This is a genomic window from Microbacterium sp. CFSPD4_SD4, from assembly GCF_057364585.1.
On record NZ_JBNFOC010000001.1, the window covers coordinates 293607 to 308727 of the forward strand.

17 protein-coding genes are annotated in these 15121 nt (G+C 68.2%); 7 read left to right on the plus strand and 10 right to left on the minus strand.

The window, feature by feature from the left end:
* Positions 1 to 8: 8 nt before the first annotated feature.
* Positions 9 to 1532, plus strand: a complete 1524-nt coding sequence (gene lnt, locus AC2W7E_RS01475) for an apolipoprotein N-acyltransferase (protein ID WP_025103441.1) — start codon at positions 9 to 11, stop codon at positions 1530 to 1532.
* Here the strand turns inward: lnt and AC2W7E_RS01480 are convergent.
* The 4 genes from AC2W7E_RS01480 to AC2W7E_RS01495 all read right to left on the minus strand — a co-directional run bounded on the left by AC2W7E_RS01480 (position 1529) and on the right by AC2W7E_RS01495 (position 4213).
* The gene (locus AC2W7E_RS01480; RefSeq protein ID WP_025103442.1) at positions 1529 to 1912 is read right to left on the minus strand and encodes an RNA polymerase-binding protein RbpA; all 384 of its coding nucleotides are present in this window, start codon (positions 1910 to 1912) and stop codon (positions 1529 to 1531) included. The two genes, lnt and AC2W7E_RS01480, sit on opposite strands and share 4 nt — an antisense overlap.
* Before the next feature lie 116 nt (positions 1913 to 2028).
* Positions 2029 to 2805 (minus strand): glycerophosphodiester phosphodiesterase family protein, encoded by a 777-nt coding sequence (locus AC2W7E_RS01485; protein ID WP_126893222.1) that lies wholly within the window; start codon positions 2803 to 2805, stop codon positions 2029 to 2031.
* A complete protein-coding gene (locus AC2W7E_RS01490; RefSeq protein ID WP_126893221.1) occupies positions 2802 to 3731 on the minus strand; it encodes an SPFH domain-containing protein in 930 nt (309 codons plus the stop codon). The genes AC2W7E_RS01485 and AC2W7E_RS01490 overlap by 4 nt, the downstream gene beginning before the upstream one ends.
* A gap of 8 nt (positions 3732 to 3739) precedes the next feature.
* Positions 3740 to 4213, minus strand: coding sequence for an NfeD family protein (locus AC2W7E_RS01495; RefSeq protein WP_025103445.1), 474 nt, complete (start codon positions 4211 to 4213; stop codon positions 3740 to 3742).
* Positions 4214 to 4335: 122 nt separating this feature from the next.
* On the opposite strand from AC2W7E_RS01495, the gene AC2W7E_RS01500 reads away from it, so the two are divergent.
* Complete coding sequence (locus AC2W7E_RS01500; protein ID WP_025103446.1) at positions 4336 to 5100, plus strand: SDR family oxidoreductase; 765 nt, start codon at positions 4336 to 4338, stop codon at positions 5098 to 5100.
* 62 nt (positions 5101 to 5162) lie between these two features.
* On the opposite strand, the gene AC2W7E_RS01505 is transcribed toward AC2W7E_RS01500, so the two are convergent.
* On the minus strand, positions 5163 to 5750 hold the full coding sequence (locus tag AC2W7E_RS01505; RefSeq protein ID WP_025103447.1) for an HdeD family acid-resistance protein: 588 nt from the start codon (positions 5748 to 5750) through the stop codon (positions 5163 to 5165).
* Between the two features lie 179 nt (positions 5751 to 5929).
* Between AC2W7E_RS01505 and AC2W7E_RS01510 the strand changes: the two genes are divergently transcribed.
* The 3 genes from AC2W7E_RS01510 to AC2W7E_RS01520 are packed head-to-tail and all read left to right on the plus strand — an operon-like array spanning position 5930 to position 9129.
* Positions 5930 to 6328, plus strand: a complete 399-nt coding sequence (locus AC2W7E_RS01510) for a helix-turn-helix transcriptional regulator (protein ID WP_051582213.1) — start codon at positions 5930 to 5932, stop codon at positions 6326 to 6328.
* A gap of 5 nt (positions 6329 to 6333) precedes the next feature.
* Complete coding sequence (locus AC2W7E_RS01515) at positions 6334 to 6744, plus strand: VOC family protein (RefSeq protein WP_025103449.1); 411 nt, start codon at positions 6334 to 6336, stop codon at positions 6742 to 6744.
* A 27-nt stretch (positions 6745 to 6771) separates the two neighbouring features.
* A complete protein-coding gene (locus AC2W7E_RS01520; protein ID WP_485988405.1) occupies positions 6772 to 9129 on the plus strand; it encodes an ATP-binding cassette domain-containing protein in 2358 nt (785 codons plus the stop codon).
* 115 nt (positions 9130 to 9244) lie between these two features.
* Here the strand turns inward: AC2W7E_RS01520 and AC2W7E_RS01525 are convergent, their stop codons facing one another.
* Genes AC2W7E_RS01525 through AC2W7E_RS01535 form a run of 3 tightly spaced genes read right to left on the minus strand, consistent with a single transcriptional unit; the run spans position 9245 to position 11380 of the window.
* Positions 9245 to 10063 carry an ornithine carbamoyltransferase gene (locus AC2W7E_RS01525; RefSeq protein ID WP_485988406.1) on the minus strand — a complete coding sequence of 273 codons (819 nt, stop codon included), beginning with the start codon at positions 10061 to 10063 and terminating at the stop codon, positions 9245 to 9247.
* Between the two features lie 28 nt (positions 10064 to 10091).
* A complete protein-coding gene (locus AC2W7E_RS01530; protein WP_485988407.1) occupies positions 10092 to 10877 on the minus strand; it encodes a peptidoglycan recognition protein family protein in 786 nt (261 codons plus the stop codon).
* Positions 10874 to 11380 (minus strand): hypothetical protein, encoded by a 507-nt coding sequence (locus AC2W7E_RS01535; RefSeq protein ID WP_485988408.1) that lies wholly within the window; start codon positions 11378 to 11380, stop codon positions 10874 to 10876. The genes AC2W7E_RS01530 and AC2W7E_RS01535 overlap by 4 nt, the downstream gene beginning before the upstream one ends.
* Positions 11381 to 11644: 264 nt before the next feature.
* Between AC2W7E_RS01535 and AC2W7E_RS01540 the strand changes: the two genes are divergently transcribed.
* Positions 11645 to 12751 (plus strand): hypothetical protein, encoded by a 1107-nt coding sequence (locus AC2W7E_RS01540; protein WP_378870924.1) that lies wholly within the window; start codon positions 11645 to 11647, stop codon positions 12749 to 12751.
* 27 nt (positions 12752 to 12778) lie between these two features.
* On the opposite strand, the gene AC2W7E_RS01545 is transcribed toward AC2W7E_RS01540, so the two are convergent.
* Together AC2W7E_RS01545 and AC2W7E_RS01550 are read right to left on the minus strand one after the other, a co-directional pair.
* On the minus strand, positions 12779 to 13309 hold the full coding sequence (locus tag AC2W7E_RS01545) for a GNAT family N-acetyltransferase (protein ID WP_485988409.1): 531 nt from the start codon (positions 13307 to 13309) through the stop codon (positions 12779 to 12781).
* A gap of 47 nt (positions 13310 to 13356) precedes the next feature.
* Positions 13357 to 13725: a VOC family protein gene (locus AC2W7E_RS01550; protein ID WP_025103457.1), complete on the minus strand. Its 369-nt coding sequence runs from the start codon at positions 13723 to 13725 to the stop codon at positions 13357 to 13359.
* 54 nt (positions 13726 to 13779) lie between these two features.
* Between AC2W7E_RS01550 and AC2W7E_RS01555 the strand changes: the two genes are divergently transcribed.
* On the plus strand, positions 13780 to 15105 hold the full coding sequence (locus AC2W7E_RS01555; protein ID WP_025103458.1) for an MFS transporter: 1326 nt from the start codon (positions 13780 to 13782) through the stop codon (positions 15103 to 15105).
* The last annotated feature ends 16 nt before the right edge of the window (positions 15106 to 15121 follow it).

Sequence of the window (15121 nt, forward strand, 5' to 3'; positions counted from 1 at the left end):
CCGCCCGCATGACCGAAGCCTCCGTACGTCGACGCGCCCTCCTGCCCCTCTGGGCCGCCGTTCCCCTGGCCGGCCTGGCTGCGCTGCTCATGGACCTCGCGTTCCCCGAGGCGGCGATCTGGATCCTGGCCTTCCCTGCCACCGCCCTGCTTCTGCTCGCGCTGATCGGCCGTCGGGCCGGGGGAGCGCTGCTCGTGGGTCTCGTGTACGGCGTCGTGTTCTTCGCGCTGCTCGTGTCGTGGACGTCTCGATACCTCGGGCCGCTGCCCTGGGCGGCTCTGAGCGTCGTCGAGGGTGTCCTCACGGCCGTCGGACTCATCCCCGTGACCCTCGCGTACCGGTGGCTGCCCCGAGCCTGGCCGGGCGTGGCGGGACGTCTGCTGACCCTCCCGGCCGTCGTCGCGGCGCTGTGGGTGGGACGGGAGCTGTTCCTCGGCTGGTGGCCGTACGGCGGCTTCCCCTGGGCTCGTCTCGGGATGAGCCAGGCCGAGAGCCCCCTCGCCGCGCTCTCCTCCTGGATCGGCGTGAGCGGGCTGAGCTTCCTCATGGTCTTCCTCGTCGCGATGGTGATCGAGATCATCCGGATGGGGCTCTGGCGGCGACCGATCACCCTGCTCGCGCCGGCCGCGCTCGTCCTGGTCCTCTTCTTCACGCCGCTGTTCCCGACCACGCCGTCCGGCTCGATGCGCATCGCTGCGGTGCAGGGGAACGGGCCGACCGGCTACTTCGACGAGCGCGAGCCCTTCGCCGTGATCCAGGCGCAGACGGAGGCGACCGATCCGCTGTACGGCGAGGACGTCGACCTGCTCGTGTGGCCGGAGGGCGGGCTCGATACGGATCCCTTCGCGAACTCCGCCATCGCGCGACGGATGACCCTGGTGTCGAACCGCATCGATGCGCCGCTGCTCGCCAACGCCGCCACCGGCCGCGGGAACCTCTACTACAACACCTCGATGCTCTGGCTGCCGGACGGCACAGCGCCGCAGAAGCACGACAAGCGTCATCCCGTGCCGTTCGGCGAGTACGTGCCGGATCGGCCCTTCTTCAACGCCCTGGTCCCGGATCTCATCGGGCTGATCCAGCGCGAATACACCCCGGGCACCAACCCGCCGATCGTCGAGGTGGGCGATGTCCGCGTCGGTCTGGCGATCTGCTTCGACGTGATCTACGACGACGTGATCACGGAGGGGTTGAACGGCGGCGCCGAGGTCCTGGTCTTCCAGACGAACAACGCCGATTTCCGCGGCACGGACGAGAATCTCCAGCAGCTCGCGTTCGCACGGATGCGCGCGATCGAGACGGGCCGGAGCGTCGTCAACATCTCCACGGTCGGCACGAGCCAGGTCATCCTCCCGGACGGGAGGACGGTCACGAGCCTGGACGCGGATGAGGCCGGAGCGATGCTCGAGGATGTCGAGCTCCGCTCCGGCCTCACGGCGGGAATCGTCCTGGGCCCCTGGCTGCAGCAGGTGCTGCTCTGGGGCGGTCTGGGCGCGCTCGGTCTCGGGTGGTGGCGCGCCCGTCGGCGCTAGGCGCCGATCTTCTCGCGGGTGGGGTCCTCGCCGGCACCGCGCCGGGCTCGGATGTACGCGAGGCGCTCTTCGAGAAGCTCCTCCAGCTCCGCACGGGTACGGCGCTCCATGAGCATGTCCCAGTGGGTGCGGGCGGCCTTCTCGTCGGTGACCTCGAGGGTGACGGCCTCGCCGTCGACCTTCAGGCGGGCTTCCGCTCCGCAGGAACGGCACTCCCAGGTCTGAGGCGGTTCGGCATCGGCGGCGAACATGAGCGTGGTGTCGTGTCCGCAGGTGTCACAGGTGTAGGTGGTTTCACGGCGCTCCATGAAAACGACGCCCTCTTCGCTCTGTAGGCTCTGGGCGCCGAGTCGGATGCCGCGCAGGCTGCGATCTGCCATTGTGTGGTCCTCTCGTCGCTGTCAGGTATAACGTTCGAGCCTGTGCGCTTCATCCACGTCGGGGCGTTCTGCGCGGTATTCACAGGGGAATCCCAGCGCCGGAGGATATGGGGCGCTCAGGGCTTCCGGAACGTGGCGACGGCGAGGTCGGCGCGGTCGGTCACGACGCCGTCCACACCCGCGTCGATGAGGCGCCGCATCTCGTCCGCGTCGTTCACGGTCCAGACGTGGACCTCGGTGTCGGCCCGGTGGGCGGCGCGGAGGAGTGCGGGCGTCAGCACCCTGATCGCGCCGTGACGCTCGGGGATCTGCAGGGCGTCGATCTCCCGGAGCAGTCTGCCGGGGGAGAGGCGCACCGCGGAGAGCGAACGCAGAGCCGCGATCGTCCGACTCCCGCCGGAGGTGGCGGGCCGGAGCGCGGTGCCGGTCTGCCGCACGGCTTCCAGTGTCGCCCGCCGGTTGGCATCCGAGAAGCTGGTGACGAGGACACGATGCGTGTGCGCGGCGAGGATCGGGCCCAGCGGCGCCGCGGCGGCCGGTGTCTTCACGTCGATGTTGAACCGGGTCTCCGGGAATGCGGAGAGCGCCTCGGCCACCGTGAGCAGACCGCCGTGCTCGGCGAACAGCGCGCTCAGCTCCCGCGTCCTGACCTCGTGGACGGCGCGCGGATCGTCCACGAGACGGCGCAGATCGTGATCGTGGAAGAGCACGACGTCACCGTCGGCGGTGATCTGGCAGTCCGTTTCGATGTACTCGGCCCCGGCGGCATGAGCCGCGGCGAAGGCGGCCGCGGTGTTCTCCCAGACGCCGGATTCCCGCCCCTCGGCGGTCACCAGGCCCCGATGGGCCAGGATGCGGGGCTGCTCGGCCTTGACGAAGTACGGGTGCGTCACACGCCGGCGGGGGGAGTGGTCGAACCCTGGCCTGTCTTGGGAGTGAAGGCCGTGCCGATGCCCTTGAGTGCCTCGGTCAGCTCGCTCGGGATGATCCAGAGCTTGCTGGACGGGCTCTCGCTGATCTTCGGGAGCATCTGCAGATACTGGTACGCGAGGAGCTTGTCGTCCGGCGCGCCCTGGTGGATCGCGGTGAAGACGCTCTGGATCGCCTCCGCCTCACCCTGGGCGCGCAGGACCGCCGCCTGCTTGTCACCCTCGGCTCGGAGGATCTCCGCCTGACGAAGGCCCTCCGCCTCGAGGATCGCGGACTGCTTCGTCCCCTCGGCGGTGAGGATCGCGGCGCGGCGGTCCCGCTCGGCGCGCATCTGCTTCTCCATGGAGTCCTGGATGGAGACGGGCGGGTCGATCGCCTTGAGCTCGACGCGGCCCACGCGGATGCCCCACTTGCCCGTCGCCTCGTCGAGGACCACGCGGAGCTGTCCGTTGATGTTGTCGCGGCTCGTCAGGGCCTCTTCGAGGTTCAGACCACCGACGACGTTGCGGAGAGTCGTGGTGGTGAGCTGTTCCACGGCGCCGAGGTAGTTCGCGATCTCGTAGGTCGCGGCACGGGCATCGGTCACCTGGAAGTAGACGACGGTGTCGATGGAGACGACGAGGTTGTCCTCGGTGATCACGGGCTGCGGCGGGAAGGACACCACCTGCTCGCGCATGTCGATCAGCGGCCGCAGGCGGTCGATGAACGGCACGAGGATGTTGAGGCCGGGGGAGAGGGTCTTGTGGTACCGGCCGAGCCGTTCCACCACGCCGGCGGTCGCCTGCGGGATGATGCGGATCGCCCGCGCGATCGTGACGATCACGAAGATGATGACCGCGATCACCAGGATCCAGATGATCACGGTCGGGATGATCGATGCGTCGTCCACGCGTGCTCCTAGTCGTTGAGGGGTCGGACGATGGCGGTCGCGCCGTTGATCGCACTGACGGCGACAGGCGCCCCCGCGGGGATGGCCATCGGGGTGGTCGTCCTGGCTGTCCAGGTGTCGCCGTTCGCGAGCTTCGCCTGGCCGGAGATCTGCGTGATCTCACTGAGCGCGATGCCGCGGAGGTCGACCAGCGCCTCGACGTTCGAGCGCGTGGGATCGGCTCCGCGGTGCAGGCGGCGCAGGAGGGGTGGTCGCAGGAAGAGGATGAAGAGGGCGGATGCCAAGGCGGCGATGAGGATCTGGATCCAGACCGGGAGGCCGACGAAGTCGGTGACGAGACCGATCACGCTCCCGAAGCTCAGCATCAGGAAGGTGAAGTCGAGGGAGAGCATCTCGATGACGAGGAAGACGGCGATGAGGACCAGCCACCCGATCCATGCCCAGTGGTCGATGAACGTGACGAACGTCGAGAAGTTGTCCATGCGGCCTCCTTTGCCGTCAACGTACCACGCGCGGCGACAGCCGACCGGCCGCCACCGCGCCCCCTTGGTAATCTGTGAGAGCCGTGCGCTCACGGCGTTCCACGCACCATGAGGAGTCACCCGTGACCGACGTTCTTCCCGCAGGATCCCTCGACGGCAAGGTGGCCCTCGTCACCGGCTCATCGCGGGGGATCGGCGCCGACACCGTGCGGTACCTCGCCGAGGCCGGCGCCGACGTCGTGATCAACTACCGGAACAAGGCGCCGCGCGCGGAGAAGCTCGCGGCGCAGCTGCGCGAGCTCGGCCGTCGGGCGCTGGTCGTCGGTGCGGACCTCACCGACCCCGCATCGGTCGCCGAGATGTTCGACGCCGTCCGCGCCGAGTACGGGCGCCTCGATGTGCTCGTCCTGAACGCGTCGGGAGGCATGGAGTCGGGCATGGCCGAGGACTACGCCCTGAAGCTCAACCGTGACGCGCAGCTCAATGTGCTCGACGCCGCGACGCCGCTGCTGTCGGACGGCGCACGCGTCGTGTTCGTCACCAGCCACCAGGCGCACTTCATCCGCACGACGCCGACGATGCCCGAGTACGAGCCCGTCGCGCTCTCCAAGCGCGCCGGTGAGGACGCGCTGCGGGAGCTCATCCCCGGTCTCGCGGAGAAGGGGATCGGCTTCACGGTCGTCTCCGGCGACATGATCGAGGGCACGATCACCGCGACGCTGCTCGAGCGCGCGAACCCGGGTGCCATCGCCGAGCGCCGCGAGTCCGCCGGCCGCCTCTACAACGTGTCCGAGTTCGCCGCGGAGGTCGCCAGGGCCGTGATCGATCCCGTCCCCGCGGACAACACCCGCCTCGTCGGCGACGTGAGCGCCTTCGCCGCGGAGTAGTCGTCAGACGCCAAACGCCCCGGACCCGCTGCTGCAGGTCCGCGGCGTCTCGCGTCTGCGGATCAGACGGCGGCAGCGCCCGTGGTGAAGGCCTTCTCGTCCTTGCCGAGGGTGATCGCGCGGATGATCTGCACGATGCCGAGCACGACGAGCGAGATGCCCAGGAGCAGCCAGAGCGCGAAGCCGGCGATGACCGGCGAGAAGAGCACGATGATTCCGGCGATGATGCTGAGGATCGCGTAGATCAGCGTCCAGACCCGCGATCCGTCGCTGCCGAGCAGCGAGAGCGCCACGACGCCGTCGACGATCCAGCTCACGCCGATGAAGATCACGACGACCAGCGCGAGGGTGGCGGCGGCGACGTTCAGGTTGAAGAACGCGATGACGCCGGCGACGATGTAGAGCAGGCCGAGCACGATGTGTCCGACGCGCGACCAGCCGCCCTTCGCGCGGGAGAAGATGCCGAGGCCGATGTACACGACTCCCGCGACGATCAGGTAGGACGCGAAGATCGCCGTCACGATGACGGCCGACTTCACCGGCCAGACCAGCAGCGCGATGCCCGCGAGCAGCGCGAGAACGCCGGAGACCGCGAGAGCGACGCGGATGGATTTGAAGAACGACTTCGTTTCAGCGAGTGCTTCAGACATGGCGGGGAACCCCTTCTGAGAGAATCCTGTGAGGATGCCCCCAGGGTAGCGCCGGATCTCCGGCAGCGGGGGAGGAGGGCCTCCGCGCGTCGCGGATGGTCATTCCGCGTCTTCCGGCGTCATGGCAGGATCATGACGTGACACCGGTGGATGATGCTCGCCTGCGGGAGCTTGTCGTGATGAGGAAGGTCCGCGACCGCATCGATCGCGAGTACGCGAAGCCCTTGGACGTCGAGGCTCTGGCGCGGGGCGTGCACCTGTCGGCCGGCCATCTCAGCCGGCGGTTTCGCGAGACGTACGGCGAATCTCCGTACTCCTATCTGATGACCCGCCGCATCGAGCGTGCCATGGCGCTGCTGCGTCGCGGCGACCTCAGCGTCACCGAGGTGTGCTTCGCGGTGGGCTGCTCCTCGCTGGGCACGTTCAGCACCCGGTTCTCGGAGCTGGTCGGTGTCCCACCCAGCGTGTACCGTGAACGCGCCGCGAACGTCGAGGGCATCCCGTCGTTCCACGCCAAGCAGGTCACCCGACCGATCAGGAATCGAGAAGCGCCGCGCCCCGAGGCGCACCTAACGTGAGCATCATGAAGATCAGCATCCACTACGCCTTCCTCCCGCACACCGACGCCGACGCCGCCCTCGGCTTCTATCGCGACGCCCTCGGCTTCGAGGTGCGCAACGACGTCGGATACGACGGCCTGCGCTGGCTCACGGTCGGCCCGGTCGGCCAGCCCGAGACCTCGATCGTCCTCCACCCGCCGGCCACCGACCCCGGCATCACCGAGGCGGAGCGGCAGACCATCCTGGAACTCATCGCGAAGGGCAGCTATGGCGCTCTCACCCTCGCGAGCGATGACCTGGACGCCCTGTTCGAGCGGCTGGTCGCTGTCGGCGCCGATGTCGTCCAGGAGCCGATGGACCAGCCCTACGGCGTCCGCGACTGCGCTTTCCGCGATCCCGCCGGCAACCTGCTCCGTATCAACCAGGCCGCCTGACGGCGCCACCACCACGAAGGACGCCGCATGACCGCTGCCGAGCACCCCGCGGACACCCACGACCTCATCCGCGTGCAGGGCGCGCGCGAGAACAACCTCAAGGACGTGAGCGTCGACATCCCGAAGCGACGTCTGACGGTGTTCACCGGGGTCTCGGGGTCGGGAAAGAGCTCGCTCGTCTTCGACACGATCGCCGCCGAATCGCGTCGGATGATCGACGAGACGTACAGCGCGTTCGTGCAGGGCTTCATGCCGTCGGTGCCGCGGCCCGACGTCGACGTGCTGGAAGGGCTCACCACGGCGATCATCGTGGACCAGGAGCGTCTCGGCGCGAACCCGCGGTCGACCGTCGGCACCGTGACGGATGCCAATGCCATGCTCCGCATCCTGTTCAGCAAGCTGGGCCAGCCCTACATCGGCGGCCCGACGGCGTTCTCCTTCAACATCCCGGCGCAGAAGGCCAGCGGAGTCATGACCGGGCCGGGTGGCGAGAAGAAGATCGTGAAGGACGCGATCTACCTCGGCGGCATGTGCCCGCGATGCGAAGGCAGGGGAGTGGTGTCGGACCTCGACCTGTCCCAGATCGTCGATGAGTCGAAGTCCCTCGACGAGGGCGCGATCATGGTGCCCGGCTACACCGCCGACGGCTGGATGGTGAAGGGGTTCTCGCAGTCCGGGTTCTACCCGGGGGACAAGCCCATCTCGTCCTTCACCGAGAAGCAACGCCACCTCTTCCTCTACGGAGAGGTCACGAAGGTCAAGATCTCGGGCATCAACATGACCTACGAGGGTCTGATCCCGAAGATCACGAAGTCCATGCTCTCGAAAGACCTCGACGCGCTCCAGCCGCACATCCGTGCCTTCGTCGAGCGCGTGGCCACCTTCGCGGTGTGCCCGGAGTGCGACGGTACTCGTCTCACCGAGGGCGCGCGATCCTCGAAGATCGACGGCGTGAGCATCGCCGACGCCTGCCGTATGCAGGTGACGGATCTCGCCGCGTGGGTCCGCGGCCTGGATCTCCCGGGAGCCGGGCCGCTGCTCCAGGCGCTGAGTGCCAACCTCGACGCCTTCGTGACCCTCGGCCTGGGGTACCTGAGCCTGGACCGGCCCTCGGGGACGCTGTCCGGGGGAGAGGCGCAGCGGATAAAGATGCTGCGGCACCTGGGGTCCTCGTTGACCGACGTCACCTATGTGTTCGACGAGCCGACCATCGGGCTGCATCCGCACGACATCCAGCGGATGAACGGCCTGCTGCTCCGACTCCGCGACAAGGGGAACACGGTACTCGTCGTCGAGCACAAGCCGGAGACCATCGCGATCGGCGATCACGTCGTGGACCTGGGGCCGGGTGCGGGAAGCGCCGGGGGAGAGATCTGCTATCAGGGGAGCGTCGAGGGCCTCACAGCCAGTGGAACACTGACCGGGCAGCACCTCGACGACCGTGCACAGCTGAAGGACGCCGTGCGTGGCCGCACCGGCGCGATCGAGGTGCGCGGCGCATCCACGAACAACCTCCAGAACATCGACGTCGACATCCCGACCGGCGTCCTGACCGTCGTCACCGGTGTCGCCGGCTCCGGTAAGAGCTCGCTCATCCACGGTTCGGTGACCGGACGCGAGGGCGTGGTGGCGATCGATCAATCCGCCATCAAGGGCTCGCGTCGCAGCAACCCCGCGACGTACACGGGGCTGCTCGAACCCATCCGGAAAGCCTTCGCGAAGGCGAACGGCGTGAAGCCCGCCCTGTTCAGTGCGAACTCCGAGGGCGCCTGTCCTACATGCAAGGGCGCCGGTGTCATCATCACCGAGCTCGGGTTCATGGACACGATCGAGACCCCCTGTGAGGACTGCGGCGGTAAGCGCTTCCAGGCGGTGGTGCTGGAGTACAAGCTCGGCGGCAAGGACATCACAGAGGTGCTCGACCTTCCGGTCTCCGAGGCTCGTGTGTTCTTCAGCGAGGGCGAGGCCAAGCTCCCGGCCGCGGCTGCCATCCTCGGACGCCTGGAGGACGTGGGGCTCGGGTACCTGTCGCTCGGCCAGCCGTTGTCGACTCTGTCGGGCGGTGAACGACAGCGCATCAAGCTCGCGATCCAGATGGGCGAGAAGGGCGACGTGTACGTGCTGGACGAGCCGACGACGGGTCTGCATCTCGCTGACGTCGACACGATCCTCGGCCTGTTGGATCGACTCGTCGACGCCGGCAAGACGGTGGTCGTCATCGAGCATCACCAGGCCGTCATGGCACACGCCGACTGGATCATCGACGTCGGACCGGGAGCCGGCCACGACGGCGGCCGCATCGTGTTCGAGGGAACGCCTGCCGAGCTCGTCGCTGACGGGTCGACGCTGACGGGCGAACATCTCGCGGCGTACGTCAGTCGTTGAGGGGAAAGTCGAGCGATCCGGGCCCTCTCTCGCGCTCCCCACCCCGCATACGGATTATCCGATAATGCACATTATGTCAGGTTAAAGAAAGAACGCTACCGCGGTCATCTCCCCGTCATCCCTCGATCGCCCACCCCATGATCGCCTGCTGCACGCTCTTCAGGTGACGTTTGAACTCGTAGCCCACGAACGCGGGATGGTTGGCGGCAGCGACCGAGACCTCACGCCCGCGGACGAACGGCGGGCACGGCGCGAAACGGACGCCGTCAGGGGCGCTGTCGAGGAGATCCGAAGTGATCCGATAGGGCGCCATGGCCGCGGTGTGCTCCCCCGGCCCATCCGTGATGATTACGTCGGCCTCCTGCACGGCATCGCTGAGATCCTCCTTCCACGGCAGCGCGGGTGTGCGGACCTCCTCCGGGCAGGCCTGCACGACATCGATTCCGAAAGCCCGATGGGCTTCCTCCCAGGCTCGAGCGATGTTGCCGTCTGGTCCCACCACGAGGACTCGGAGTGAGCGGACATCCATCTCGCGCGAGAGCGCGAAGAGATCGGATAGCACCTCGCATGGGTGGTTCGCGTTGGTCATCGCGTTGACCACCGGGAGAATCCCAGGGGCAGCGAGCTCACGAAGCACGTGGAGATCGGCATGCCGGACGACGAGGAGTTCGACCCACGCCGACAGGTATCCGACGATGTCGACCGCGTCCTCGACGGTGTCGAGCGCCTCCGGAGGGAAGACGATCGGCTGCAAACCCATCTCCGCAGCGCCGCGTTCGAACGAGACACGCGTCCGCAGGCTCGAGGAAGGGAAGAACAGCGCGGCCGCGCCGTCCCTCCTCGCCAGGGTTCCCGCTTCGATCCGCGCGGCGCGCGCGAAGATCTCCCTCAGATCGTCCCCGGTGAGTTCGGTCAATGAGAGGAGGTGGCGCACTCCCCTATTGTCGCGGACGGCTCCAGCCTCATGACGTCGTGAAGATAACCTGTGCTCGCGCCACGATGTCATCCACTCGCGACTGGAGGAACGGGCCGGGACACTCCGTTCCCGACCACGTCTCCTGGTGGGTGACGACGTGCTCTCGGTCGATCCGGAAGCGCACCGGAACGCCGTCCAGGGTCCGGCCGTCGAAGCCTGCGAGCCACGCGATCATCTGCGCGATCTCCTCCACCTGCGCGGTGGTCACCGTGTGCTCCGGGGATCCGGTGAAATCCAGCGTCTCCACCGCCACGGAGCGCCAGTTCCAGTCCGCGCCGGTGGACGACGGCTTCGCTCCCGGGCGGATGGTCTCGATGACCGAGCCGTCGTGCCGGAGGTAGAAGGTGGGAGCCGATGATCGCCTGTTGCAGCGGGAGAAGAAGTCCAACTGGTCCGTCGTCGTGCCGGTGTGGTGGATGACGAAGCGGTCGATGACCGGGCTCACGGTTCGACGTTCGCTCCCCGCGATGCTCCGGTCAGCGCGCACCGTCGGGTGGGCGCAGTCCTCGAAACCGAGCGGTACCTCGAGGCCCGTGACCGCGCGGTCGTAGACCGGCTCGTACTCTGGCAGCCCGCGGGGGTTGTCCGGGCGGCGTCCGGTGTCGTCTGCCTCTCCCCCGGAGCTCGTGGAGAGCCAGATGCCGATGCCGGTCACCGCGACGCCGGTTCCGGCAGCGATGAGGAATCCCCGCCGCGTGTGCGTCGTGACGTGCTCATCGGCGTCCCGTGCTCCCGGGTCCTCCGACTGCTGACCCTCCCTGCGCGTGCTCACGCGGGCTGGTCGTCGTCGCGTGGCGCTGGGAGCTCACGCGGCCGGCCCCGTCCTGGCCAGACGAAGTGCGCGACCGAGAAGGCGAGGACCGTCCACGAGACGACGAACGCCCACCACGGGAGCGCCGCTCCCCCGCTTCCGCCCGCCAGCATGACCGACACGATGCAGGCGCCGAGTCCGACGACGACCCCGAGGACGGTGACCTCGCCGTGCGCGAGCCACCGCGCGCGAAGCGCCGAGACGAGGCGAAGGGGCAGGCCGATCACCAGGGCGGTGATCATCGACACGACGGACAGGACGACGGCGATGATGCTCGCCCCGATGAAGGACGTCACCCCGTCGTACTCTTCCGCAGCTCCGAGCGCGAGGAAGAAAGCCACGATGAACAGGAAAAAGCCACCGACGAAGAACTGGCCGAGGATGAGCGAGGCGGTCGAATCGTCGGCTCCCCGAAAGCCCCCGCGTTTCCGCAGGTCTGCCGGGACACGGCGAGGCGAAGTCATATCGTGATCCTACGAGTCGTACCCCTTCGCTGGGAGCATACTCGCGCTACCCTCATTCGAACGTGGGCATGGCCGACGGGCCTGTGCTCCCCTCAGCTGACGATCTCCGAGGCGGGGTACACGCTCTCCGGAGGGCATGGAGTGCGATCGCAACAGGTCCTGCGGAACGGTAGGTTCATCCTCAGGAACAGGCACATTTCGGCCTCGGCAGGATCGAGGGGCCTGAACTTCCGCCTGCTGACTGGGGAGATGTGGGGCGGGCGGATGGACGCGGATGACGAGAGGGCGGGAGGGCTGCTGACGCCCACCGTGGTGGGCTTGGCGCTGGCGATTTTCAGCGCAGCGGTGGCGGTGGCCTCGACATTCGTGATCGCCGATCCTCGAATCGGCGTTCTGGCCGCAGTGACGCTGTCTTTCGGGTGCGTCGGAGTGGCGGCCGGCCTCCTGCTCACGAGGCGAAGGACCTGGGGCGACCCCTCGTGGCCTCCAGGCACGGAGCCGAAGCCCTGGACGGCCCGACGCACCCGTCGGGTCTTCTTGCTCTACGGGGTCTTCCTTCTCCTCATCTCCGTAGGTGGGGTGGTCACACTGGCGGGGACCGATCAGAACGAGGCCGACGACCCGCTGCGCGGATGGGTGCTGTCCGCCGTGCTCGGTGTGGTGGGCCTGACGTCGATCATCAGAGGGGTGCGACGGCAGCCTCAACCGGTGCACTCGTCCGATCGCCCGGAGAGCGAGCCGAACGTCGACGTACAGGAGTGGATGCCGTTAGGGCCCTCTCGTTCGCGGACTCTCTTTCCCTGGTGGGCTCTTCACGTCTTCTCCGGACAGCCGCTTCTCCTTGCGATGATGATCGGCGCGTTCCTCATCCCGGTGGCGGCGGGACCGCTCGGCGCATGGACGTGGCCGCTCGCGGCTGCGCTGCTGGCGGCCGTGGCGATCACCGTCAGCGCCGTCGTGCGGCGACGTTCGCGACCGCCGCGCATCTCACGCGACGCCACCCGTCTGCTCGTCGGCACGAAGGAGATCCCGACCGCGACCCTCACGACGGCCATGGTCATCGCACACCCCTGGGAGCCGGACGCCACAGCCCGGAGTATCGCGGTCGTCCTCACGGCATCGGATCGCTCGCGAGCAGTGGTGGGCTTGCGAGAACGAGGGCTCCTCGTGTTGACCGATGAGCAGACGGAACTCCTCATCGCGGCGATCGAGCGAGCCCACATCGATCTCCCCCGCGACAAAGACGATCCGCGCGGAAGGTTCTCACGGATGCTGTACCCCAACCATCTGACGAAATCGGATGCCCTTCAGCTCGTGCAGGAGCCCCCGGGCGACGGCGAGCCGCTGCCGGTGGGGTCCTCAGTCACGTGAGCCAGAGCGCCGGTTCGGATCCCGCTCTCACTTCGCGAAGAGAGTCCTGACAGTCAAGATGTTTCGACCGTGGACGGAGGACGGGCGTTCCCGTCCGGATTCGACGAAGCCGAGCTTCTCGAGCACGCGCCGGGACGGGAGGTTCCACTCCCAGACGCCGGCCCAGACGCGGTCGATTCCCACCCCGGCTGCCCATGCCAGGACGCTCTGGGCAGCTTCGGTGGCATACCCCCGGTTGTGCTCGGTGTGCAGCAGCTCGAACGCGAGCTCCGGTTCGGTGCCCACCCCCTCGCCTCCGTAGACGAGACCGCAGTGCCCGATCGGATCGCCGGTGTCGATGCGTTCCACGGTGAGCAGCGACGCCTCCTCGGCATCGCGGATATGCGCTCGGATGTCGTCCGTGTCGGGGCGGCCGTCCGTGTCGAGCCTTCGGTGCGCGGGGACTCGTTCGTCGCGTTCGGTCCACAGGTGCCGGAAGACGGGTGCGTCCTCGATCGTCTGCCGGCGCAGGCGGAGGCGCAACGTCTCCATCTCCGGGATGCGGGGCAGGTGACTCATCCTCGCAGTCTGGCACTCATCCGCCCCCGCGCTGTGATCTGCAGCGCCTAATGGGAGGACCAGACGCCGAGCTCGTTGCCGCTCGGGTCGGCGAAGTGAAGGCGCCGGCCACCGGGGAACGCATACGGCTCCTGCAGGATCCGGCCGCCTGCGTCCTGGATCGCCGCCTTCGTCGCATCGAGGTCATCGGAGTAGAGCAGCACGAGCGGACCGCCGACGGGTCGCGGTGCGTCCGCGAGCAGGAGGCCGCCGACCTCGCTCCCGGCTCCGCGGGGCGAGAGGATCCCTGCATAGCCAGGGCCGTAGTCCTGGAAGCTCCACCCGAAGGCGGTGGTGAAGAAGCGTTTCGCCACGTCGAGATCCGTGACGACGAGCTCGACATAGTCGAGGGCGTGGTGCTGCGAGGAGGCTGTCATGCGGGCACTCTAGCCACGGCGTCGGACATCGTCGGTCAGGAGTAGCGTGGAAGGGTGCCTCAGGTCTCCCACTCCCCCGTCTCCACGCCGGGGTGGCGGGCCTGGGCGATCTGGTCCGTCGGCGTCGCGGCCTACGTTCTCGCCATCACCAACCGCACCTCTCTCGGCGCCGTCGGTGTCGAGGCCGCCGACCGCTTCCAGGCGGACGCCTCGACGCTCGCGCTGTTCGCGGTCGTGCAGCTCGCCGTCTACGGCGGGATGCAGATCCCGGTGGGCGTCCTCCTCGACCGCTACGGATCCCGTCCGATCATCACGGCGGGGATGCTGCTCATGGCGGCCGGACAGCTCACCATGGCCCTCTCCCCCAGCATCGGCATCGCGATCGTCGCGCGTGTCCTCCTCGGAGCCGGCGATGCCGCCGTCTTCCCGGCCGTGCTGCGACTGGTGGCCACGTGGTTCCCCGCGCAACGAGGGCCCGTCATGGTCCAGTTCACCGGGATCATCGGGCAGGCCGGGCAGCTGATCGCGCTGGTGCCGGTCGCCGCCCTGCTGCACGCCACCACCTGGTCGATCACGTTCGGCAGCATCGCCGGTCTCGGCCTGCTCTTCACGATCCTCGTGTGGCTCATCGTGCGCAACAACCCCGCGGAGAGCGGCCCCGACGTGTCGGTGAACACGGACACCGGAGTCGTGCGTGTTGTGACGTCGGCGATCGACACGGGCGTCGGCATCCGGGCGGCGTGGGCACATCCCGGCACGCGGCTCGCGTTCTGGTCGCACTTCACCACTCCGTTCGCCGGCACGGTGTTCGTGCTTCTGTGGGGCATGCCGTTCCTCACGGCAGGCGAGGGCCTGACCACCGCCCACGCAGCGGGGATCATCTCGATCTACGTGGTCGCGGGCATGATCCTCGGTCCGATCATCGGCGATCTCTCCCGCCGCCTCCCGAATCACCGCTCGCTCGCCCTCGTCCTCCCCGCCGTCGGCGTGCAGATGGCCGCGTGGATCGCGGTCATCGCCCTCCCCGGCCCCGCCCCGGACTGGCTCCTCTGGGTCCTGGCGATCGCTCTCGCGACCGGGGGCCCCGCGTCGATGATCGCCTTCGACCACGCCCGCACGCACAACCCGGCGCACCGCCTCAGCACGGCGACCGGAGTCACGAACGCGGGGGGCTTCATCGCAGCCCTGATCGCGGTCTTCGTGATCGGCCTCCTCCTCGACGCCCAGGGCGCCGGCACCCCGGACACCTACACGCTCGACGCCTTCCGTGTCGCGTTCCTCACCCCGATCCCCCTCTGGATCCTCGGGGTCGTCTTCATCCTCATCGAACGCAAACGGACGCGCATCCGCATGGGGCTGGATCCCGAGCGGCGTCGCTGAGCACCCATAGGATGAG

Excerpts from the sequence above, each read along its gene's own strand:
- lnt (WP_025103441.1), top strand. The coding sequence starts at position 9 with ATGACCGAAGCCTCCGTACGTCGACGCGCCCTCCTGCCCCTCTGGGCC.
- AC2W7E_RS01480 (WP_025103442.1), bottom strand. The coding sequence starts at position 1,912 with ATGGCAGATCGCAGCCTGCGCGGCATCCGACTCGGCGCCCAGAGCCTA.
- AC2W7E_RS01495 (WP_025103445.1), bottom strand. The coding sequence starts at position 4,213 with ATGGACAACTTCTCGACGTTCGTCACGTTCATCGACCACTGGGCATGG.
- AC2W7E_RS01505 (WP_025103447.1), bottom strand. The coding sequence starts at position 5,750 with ATGTCTGAAGCACTCGCTGAAACGAAGTCGTTCTTCAAATCCATCCGC.
- AC2W7E_RS01510 (WP_051582213.1), top strand. The coding sequence starts at position 5,930 with ATGAGGAAGGTCCGCGACCGCATCGATCGCGAGTACGCGAAGCCCTTG.
- AC2W7E_RS01515 (WP_025103449.1), top strand. The coding sequence starts at position 6,334 with ATGAAGATCAGCATCCACTACGCCTTCCTCCCGCACACCGACGCCGAC.
- AC2W7E_RS01520 (WP_485988405.1), top strand. The coding sequence starts at position 6,772 with ATGACCGCTGCCGAGCACCCCGCGGACACCCACGACCTCATCCGCGTG.
- AC2W7E_RS01535 (WP_485988408.1), bottom strand. The coding sequence starts at position 11,380 with ATGACTTCGCCTCGCCGTGTCCCGGCAGACCTGCGGAAACGCGGGGGC.
- AC2W7E_RS01540 (WP_378870924.1), top strand. The coding sequence starts at position 11,645 with ATGGACGCGGATGACGAGAGGGCGGGAGGGCTGCTGACGCCCACCGTG.
- AC2W7E_RS01545 (WP_485988409.1), bottom strand. The coding sequence starts at position 13,309 with ATGAGTCACCTGCCCCGCATCCCGGAGATGGAGACGTTGCGCCTCCGC.
- AC2W7E_RS01550 (WP_025103457.1), bottom strand. The coding sequence starts at position 13,725 with ATGACAGCCTCCTCGCAGCACCACGCCCTCGACTATGTCGAGCTCGTC.